Genomic DNA, 6,681 nt, shown 5'->3' on the forward strand with positions numbered 1-6,681 from the left:
GCTCCCTGGTTCATAAAAGGTCGTTGTTGTTAGGGTGCGGATTACTCAGACACGGCCTAGAGTCGCTCCATCAAGAGGATGGAGAATCAGATGCTCAAGACCAAAGGGTCACGCTGGGAGACGGTGGATGGGGTACCGTCGATCGTGTTCAGATCCATCGATGTCAGAGGGAAGGTAGTAGAGATTTCAGTTCCACTTTCGGCTTTCATACTGCTCGGAAACCAAGCAAAAGTTCGTCTCACCGCGGCGGAATTCGCGAAGGTCAAGGCTAGCGGTCCGCCTCAGTGGCATCACGCTCTCTTTCATGAAGTTCAAACGATGACAGTTGGTACGGTTGAGACCACAGAAACTCAAAGAGTGGGTCTGATCCTGGATCAGGGTCTGGGGTCCGGACTGTCCCTATCGTTGTCCCCTTCGCACGCACAAGACCTTGCACAGGCGCTCGTGAAGACTGCGAAAGAGATAGGACAATCGTCCGGTGAACCGGCGAAGCATTGATCGACATGACATCTTTCCCTAAGTTCCCGATCGGGAACTTATTGTTGATTTTGAGCGTAAGTCGCGCTGTAAGTTCCCGTACGGGTACTTTGCCCTCGCACTGCCGGAGGGACTGACAAGACGCGATAGCTGTCGACGGAAGGCATAACCACGGTCGTGATACCTTCAGACGCCCGCCTGCACCTGCCGGTTCGGCCAGCAACTGACAGAGAGCATATCCGCGCCGCGGGCCGCAGCCTCGTTCTCCGCAGCCCGGCGCGCCTCGTCTAGGTCCTTGAAGTAGCCGACGTTGCTCCACTTCCCGTCAGGAAAGAGGACCTCCACGGCAAAGAGCGTCCCCATTCCCTCCTCGGCCCCACCGTTCCGCTCGCTGTATTCGGAGATCTGAACAGACACCCGCGAGACGACGCCCTCAGTCTCCGGAAACAGCTTCGTGATCATGCAGGAACCCCTTGCTTGGCGAAGATCTGCGCCAGCCGCGCGAGGCCTTTCGGGGTGATCATCATCTGCACCACCGTGCGATGCTCTCCCCTCGTCTGGTCATAGAACGTGTGCGCGCGGTGCTCGAGGTAGCCGGCGTTGCGTTTGTCGACGTAGGCTTGCAGTGGCCCGATGCCGTTCTGGCGATAGGCCCAGCTGTTGGCCTGGAGCCAGCCGATGAACTTGCGCTCCGGCGATTCCAGCATCTTGGCCGCAACACGGACGTTCACCGAGCCCTCAGAGGCATCGAGGATGTCAAAGGCTTCCGCCTTGGGAGCCAGTTCTGATGCCTTGGCCTCGGCCGAGGTCGCCCGCTGTTCCGCCTCGATGCGCTTCGTGGCATGCTCCGTCAAAAGTTGCACGAGCACAACCGGGTCTGAGAGATCAGGGAGTGCCGCTGGACGGCTCCGCAACTCGGCTTCCATCCGGTTGAAGGCCTCAATGTAGCGGAGCTTCCATTGGAGCGCCTTCGATCCGGTGAAGCCCATGGCCAGGAGGGTGAAGCCGTCGCGGTCCATCTCATAGTGCGACGTGCTTTCGCCAGTTAAATCATTGATTTTAAACGGCGCAAAATTGCGCAGCTCTAGAGACGGCTCGGCATCAATCAAGTTTCGGATCGCTCGAAGCACATCGCGATGGTTCTTCTCGAAAGCATCTGCCACGTCCCGGCTGCTAGTGAAGACGGCGCCGTCCTTGGCGAACACAACCGGATTGCGATCGACCATGAGGGAGAGCTCATTCATGCTGCCTCTCCCATCATGCTGGTGTCAGACTTGGCCTGGCTTGCCGCCTTGAACAGATGCATATGCGTCGCAAGGATGCGCTGGCAGGCCTCATGAAGATCAGAGGTCACGCGATTGAGGCCCGCGCACTCCTCCGCGCTCATGGAGCCAGCGCGTTGCATGTGCGAATTGACGAGGCAAGCCAGGTCCAGAGCCAGCCGGATGTCGTCTTCGGCGTCGAAGATCGTGTCCCAAAGGTGGGTCAGTGCAGGCTTGTTCATGCCGAGCCCTCCTGCGAACCGACGGGCGGAACATCCGTTTTTCCACTGGCTCCACGCCATATGCAGAGCATTAGCTTGTTGTGGATCGCCTCGCATTCTTGATCATAGTCTTCAGACCCCGGCAAAATGCCCGGGCCGTTGATTTCCCAAAGGACATGAGCGAGGGCTGCGATACCGGCCATGCTGGTCGGCGTCATTTCGGCCAGTTCATAAGCAGCGTCTTCCTCGCGCTCCTGCGCCGCCAAACATTCCGCGGTGTCCCAGTTCTCGTTGCCAGGCTTGCGAGCAGTGCGCCGCCAATCCTCGCGGGCTGCACACCACTCGCGATAAACGGGCACGATCGGGTCTTCAGGCTCGCTAGCAACGGCCGGGACCACGGCAGCAGCGCAGACAACAGGGGCAGCCTTGATCACGGCCCGCCTAGTGGTAAGGGTAGAGTCAGCCTTGGCCATGGGTAATCTCCTTGGCTCGGGGTTAGGCCGTGCTCGGTGGTGAGACACCTTGCGCGGCCGCTTCGTTTATGACATCATCAACCTAATAAAGCGCATCAGGGTTGTCAATGTCAAAACTTCAAAAACCGAATAGAGGTGGACGACCGAGGGTCGATACGGAAGCGGTGACGCTCCGGCTGCCACGCGAATTCATCGGTGCCATTGACGATTTTCGTCGAACAGAAGACGACTTACCGACCCGGCCGGAGGCTATCCGGCGTGCGCTCTTAGAGTGGCTCCGCGAGAAGGGCTACCTCCCCAAATGAGCCTCTTAGAAGATATGCGAACCAATCCAAGGGGCTGGCGCATTGAAGACGTGGTGCGTGTCTGCCGGCAGCATGGCGTGTCCTGCAGCCCGCCTTCTGGAGGCGGGTCGCACTACAAGGTGTCACACGAGAGCCAACGAGAGATCCGAACGGTCCCTTTCAAGCGGCCGATCAAGCCTGTATATATTAAAAAGCTCGTAGCCTTCATTGATGCTGTGAGGAACCATGGACGGCCATAAGTACAAGATCGAGATTACGCCGCTGTCCCAGGTGGACGGCGGGGGCTTTCTTGCGACCGTTCCCGATCTCCCCGGCTGCATGAGCGACGGGGAGACCCCTCAGGAGGCGGCCCTCAACGTCCAGGACGCGATTTCTTGCTGGATCGAGGAAGCCAGAGCAATCGGGCGACCCATACCCAGGCCGCTTGAGTTCGCCAACTGACATGACCGGGGAACTGTTCTTCTGGTACGTACTCCCGGTTATTGTTGCCGCGGTTGTTTGGGCCGCGATCCTCGTCCACGAGCGATCCGACCAGGGAAAGTGAACGGGGGCGCGAACGATGGACGAGAAGCCGTTCAGGGAGTTAGAGGAAAGCATACTCGAGAGAGTCTCGGATGGCACTTATCGCCTTAGCCGGATGATCGAGTACAACGCCCTTGGCACATTCCGGGTTTTCTGCGCAGCTCTGCTCGCGGTACTGATAGGCGGGTACATCGTCAAACATTGGCTCTGACACATGCTCAAAACGCTGTTAATGCTAATCTTTGCTCCCCTGGTCCTGGCTTCAAATGAGGACGAATACCGCCCGTCCCGGACGCTCAACTAGTGGATGTCCAGACACGAGCCGCACTTATCGCCGCGACTATTGCGGGGCTCGCGATCGGGTATTTCATTGAGCGACCGCTCAAGCTGATACTCCTTGGCTACTGATTGCCGACCATCTGCCTGGGAACGCCAGACGCGTTGGACGCCGCAAGCATCCTCTGTACCATCATTGCACGCACTTCGGGGATGCGCGCGGCCTGGTTCAGTGCTTCCCGCAGCGCCTGAGGAACTTCGTTCCCACTTCTGGTCATAGCTGCTTCAATGATTGCGTTGGCTGACGTTGGTGTCAGGCCAGTGAAGTTGTTTGCTTGGCGACCTAGCCACCTCATCAACGGTTCGAATCTGCCAGTTGCCGCATTCGCCATGGCGGAAAGAGCGGCTACGTCCTGACCTGCCTCCGCGCCCTGTACGAGCTGCTTCGTGGTCGTGGAATTGCCTTGGACCGCTTTGCGCGTGTCGGCCATCCGAGCTTCCATGATCAAGGCACGCTGGAACTCGCGGCGTGACCTGCGATCGGGAAGAATTGCGTTCAGTCTCAGTTGCATGTCCGGTGAGGAGAAGACGTTTTCAGTGCGGTCTCGCAGTTTATTACCTTGCCGCACCTTCTCCGCAAGGGATCGTGACGCACCAAGCCGCCACATCTCGCGCTCGCCGGCCGTCATGCGTCGAAGCATGGGGCCGATCTCCTCTACGTGCATCCTTAAAGCATTCTCAAAGCCATCCTCGGCAGCGCTCGCAAGGGCGCTCTCGCCGGCATAGTTATCCAAGGCGCGGCGATAGGCAGGATTGTTGATCGTGGCGAGCAAATCACGCTTAAGAATGGTCAAAGTTCGCTCGTCCATTCCGGCCGTGCGATCGTTACCCATTGCGCGCGCCCTGCGCGCCTGTCCAATTTGATTGTCGAGTTCGATCTTTAAACGATGAAGCGCCTGCATTCGCGTCTCCCGTCCAACCGCCTGTCCCTCGTTTTGGAGGGCGGCCTGAACGTTCCGCATAATCGTCTGCATGGCAGGACGTTCAAGAACACTGCGCAAGGCCGGAGTAAGAGGAACGTCAGCACTCATCGCCGCATCGAAATCTGTAGCTGCCTGTTGGCCACGGCGCGCAATCACATCACCGACCGTGGTCGCATACTCATCCGGATTACCAAGTGCGCGCGTCATGTCGCGTTCGATTCTACGCCATTGGTGCGTCTGACGAACATCTAGAGTCTTCCTCAGCCGTTCCGCGCCTGTACTTGGCACGTTCGCAGCCGACCGCAGGAGATTTCGCGTGTTCTCACCGCCCATGTCAGCGAGCATCATTTCCGGCTTGGTCTGGCGCGCAGCGGCGAGCCGCTGGTTTACGCTATCAAGGGCCGCGGGAAGATTGTGCGGCTGAGAGCCCGGTATGCGATCGCGGAGGAGCGCCTCGGCCAGTTTCTGATTCCCAACACGCTCAGGATTTGCAAGCGTGCTCACGGGGCGCGAGACAAGCCCTCTCCACACTGCCGAACCAGCATCAACTGCGGCGGGGAACACCGAACCGACCGCACCGCCGGTAACGCCGCCAGTTGCAGTTCCCAACACTTTTCCTTCTATGCCTTCGCCATGGCCAGCTCCGAAGGCCGCACCATAGGCCGCGCCTTCCCTCGCCGCAGCCGCCGATCTTGCCCTAAGTCCTGCATTCGCAGCGACTGATGTCCCACGAACGCCAAGGCGGGCCAGCCCACCAGGGAGAACAACTGCGCCGCCGATTTCGCCTCCGTAGTAGGCAAGTGGCTGGTCGTCAGCCGCTTGTTTCAGACGTTCCCTCGCCGCTCCCACGCGTTCCCCATAAGCATCGGAAAACGACTTGTCTGAAGTCAAAGCATCAAAACCGCCGCGAACCGCTCCTTCCAGTTCATCCGAAAATCCGAACGTAAGTCCCTGGCCAATCCCATGCGCAGCTGCTGCGAGAGTACCCGTTTGCTTTTTAGTGCTCGAGGGCGTCTCTCTGAACTGCTTAAAGGCGCCAACTGCCTCATCGGCACTCGGCGCGTCCACCTCGTAGGTTTTTCCTGTCGTTGGGTCTTGGAGCTCAAAGATCGGCATCAACGCTTCTCCCTGATTCGGAAACCACCTACGTCTGTCCAGCCACCATCAGCATCGGACGCTGATGTGTTTGTAGCATCGGGATTCGGGACACTAGCCGCACCGAAGCGGGAGACGTCCTCCTCGTAAGCCCGCCGCTTCATTTCGACGAACTGCTTTTTGATCTGCCTGATGCGCTCAAGGCCCTGGCGAAGCTGGGCCTCAGACTGTGATTGCTCAATGCTGCCCCATGCGGATTGCAGAAGCTCGAGCTCCATTTCACTTACTTGGCCCAGCGCGCCCCCCGTAGGAGAGTTGTCGCGCATGTCTTGGAGTGTTTCAAAGCCCAGGTTGGCCTTAATGCCAGTGAGGGTCTTCGAAAGGTCGTGTGCCGGTGTGCCAGAGATGAAGCTGAGCAGATTGCCGCGGAAGCCGGTCGTCCAGGGTCCAGCTTGATTCAACGCGTCTTCAATCATGTTGGACACTGCGGCGCTCTTAACCTCGTATGACTTCAAAGCGCGCTCGGCTTTCGGCAGTGCCGCCTGTCCCTCTCCGGCCTCTCGACCGAGCACCTTCTGCCGTTCTCCCTCTGCAATATTTCCACCGACGCTCCTTACCGCCGCGCCAGTCGCATTGTCGTACATCATGTCTCCAGCAACAGAGACACCGCGCATAGGCGTCAGAGGTATATTGCGATCAGCCGGTGACGGCTCACCTGTAAGGCTGGGTGATGCAAATCTTCCTACTCCCGCGTCACCCACAGGTTGAGAGGGTGCTGGCGGTATCTGCCCTGGCGTCTCAACTGGTAGGATCACACGACTTCCGTCAGCCCCGAACTGAACCGTGTAGGCACGTCCACTTGCATCCTGGAAGACGGTCCCTGACTTACCATAGGTGGTTCCAGCATCTGACGCCTCCCTCCTCAACTTCTCCATTTGGGCGCGCTTGTATTCCTCGTCCAGAGCAAACTTCCGCTCATCGAACGCACGAGAGTGCCTGCGATCCGCCTCCTGGCTTCCCATCTTCAGGAAGTCCACTCCCTGCGATGGATCGAGAGCGAGAAGCCT

General features: G+C 58.7%; 8 protein-coding genes. 2 read left to right on the forward strand and 6 right to left on the reverse strand.

Translation table 11 applies throughout. The features are described 5' to 3' along the window. Positions 1-90 precede the first annotated feature (90 nt). Positions 91-498, forward strand: a complete 408-nt coding sequence (locus V7082_RS21040) for a hypothetical protein (protein WP_334151609.1) — start codon at positions 91-93, stop codon at positions 496-498. Between the two features lie 165 nt (positions 499-663). On the opposite strand, the gene V7082_RS21045 is transcribed toward V7082_RS21040, so the two are convergent. Genes V7082_RS21045 through V7082_RS21060 form a run of 4 tightly spaced genes read right to left on the reverse strand, consistent with a single transcriptional unit; the run spans position 664 to position 2,433 of the window. Beyond that, entirely contained in the window at positions 664-939 is a 276-nt protein-coding gene (locus tag V7082_RS21045; protein WP_334151610.1) for a hypothetical protein, read from the reverse strand. Continuing rightward, entirely contained in the window at positions 936-1,703 is a 768-nt protein-coding gene (locus V7082_RS21050) for a phage regulatory protein/antirepressor Ant (RefSeq protein ID WP_334151612.1), read from the reverse strand. Before V7082_RS21050 ends, V7082_RS21045 begins: the two co-directional genes overlap by 4 nt. 14 nt (positions 1,704-1,717) lie before the next feature. Then, positions 1,718-1,981, reverse strand: a complete 264-nt coding sequence (locus V7082_RS21055; RefSeq protein ID WP_334151613.1) for a hypothetical protein — start codon at positions 1,979-1,981, stop codon at positions 1,718-1,720. After that, the gene (locus V7082_RS21060) at positions 1,978-2,433 is read right to left on the reverse strand and encodes a hypothetical protein (RefSeq protein WP_334151614.1); all 456 of its coding nucleotides are present in this window, start codon (positions 2,431-2,433) and stop codon (positions 1,978-1,980) included. The genes V7082_RS21055 and V7082_RS21060 overlap by 4 nt, the downstream gene beginning before the upstream one ends. A gap of 530 nt (positions 2,434-2,963) precedes the next feature. Here V7082_RS21060 and V7082_RS21065 point away from each other — a divergent pair. Continuing rightward, positions 2,964-3,179: a type II toxin-antitoxin system HicB family antitoxin gene (locus V7082_RS21065; protein ID WP_334151616.1), complete on the forward strand. Its 216-nt coding sequence runs from the start codon at positions 2,964-2,966 to the stop codon at positions 3,177-3,179. 482 nt (positions 3,180-3,661) lie between these two features. Here V7082_RS21065 and V7082_RS21070 read toward each other — a convergent pair whose 3' ends face one another. Together V7082_RS21070 and V7082_RS21075 are read right to left on the reverse strand one after the other, a co-directional pair. Continuing rightward, positions 3,662-5,638, reverse strand: coding sequence for a hypothetical protein (locus tag V7082_RS21070; protein WP_334151617.1), 1,977 nt, complete (start codon positions 5,636-5,638; stop codon positions 3,662-3,664). Continuing rightward, positions 5,635-6,681 (reverse strand): hypothetical protein (locus V7082_RS21075; protein WP_334151619.1); only part of this gene is annotated, 1,047 nt, incomplete at its 5' end. The genes V7082_RS21075 and V7082_RS21070, both read right to left, overlap by 4 nt.

It is taken from the genome of Hyphomicrobium sp. (genome assembly GCF_036833075.1).
Lineage (GTDB): Bacteria > Pseudomonadota > Alphaproteobacteria > Rhizobiales > Hyphomicrobiaceae > Hyphomicrobium_C.

Excerpts from the sequence above, each read along its gene's own strand:
- V7082_RS21040 (WP_334151609.1), top strand. The coding sequence starts at position 91 with ATGCTCAAGACCAAAGGGTCACGCTGGGAGACGGTGGATGGGGTACCG.
- V7082_RS21045 (WP_334151610.1), bottom strand. The coding sequence starts at position 939 with ATGATCACGAAGCTGTTTCCGGAGACTGAGGGCGTCGTCTCGCGGGTG.
- V7082_RS21050 (WP_334151612.1), bottom strand. The coding sequence starts at position 1,703 with ATGGTCGATCGCAATCCGGTTGTGTTCGCCAAGGACGGCGCCGTCTTC.
- V7082_RS21055 (WP_334151613.1), bottom strand. The coding sequence starts at position 1,981 with ATGAACAAGCCTGCACTGACCCACCTTTGGGACACGATCTTCGACGCC.
- V7082_RS21060 (WP_334151614.1), bottom strand. The coding sequence starts at position 2,433 with ATGGCCAAGGCTGACTCTACCCTTACCACTAGGCGGGCCGTGATCAAG.
- V7082_RS21065 (WP_334151616.1), top strand. The coding sequence starts at position 2,964 with ATGGACGGCCATAAGTACAAGATCGAGATTACGCCGCTGTCCCAGGTG.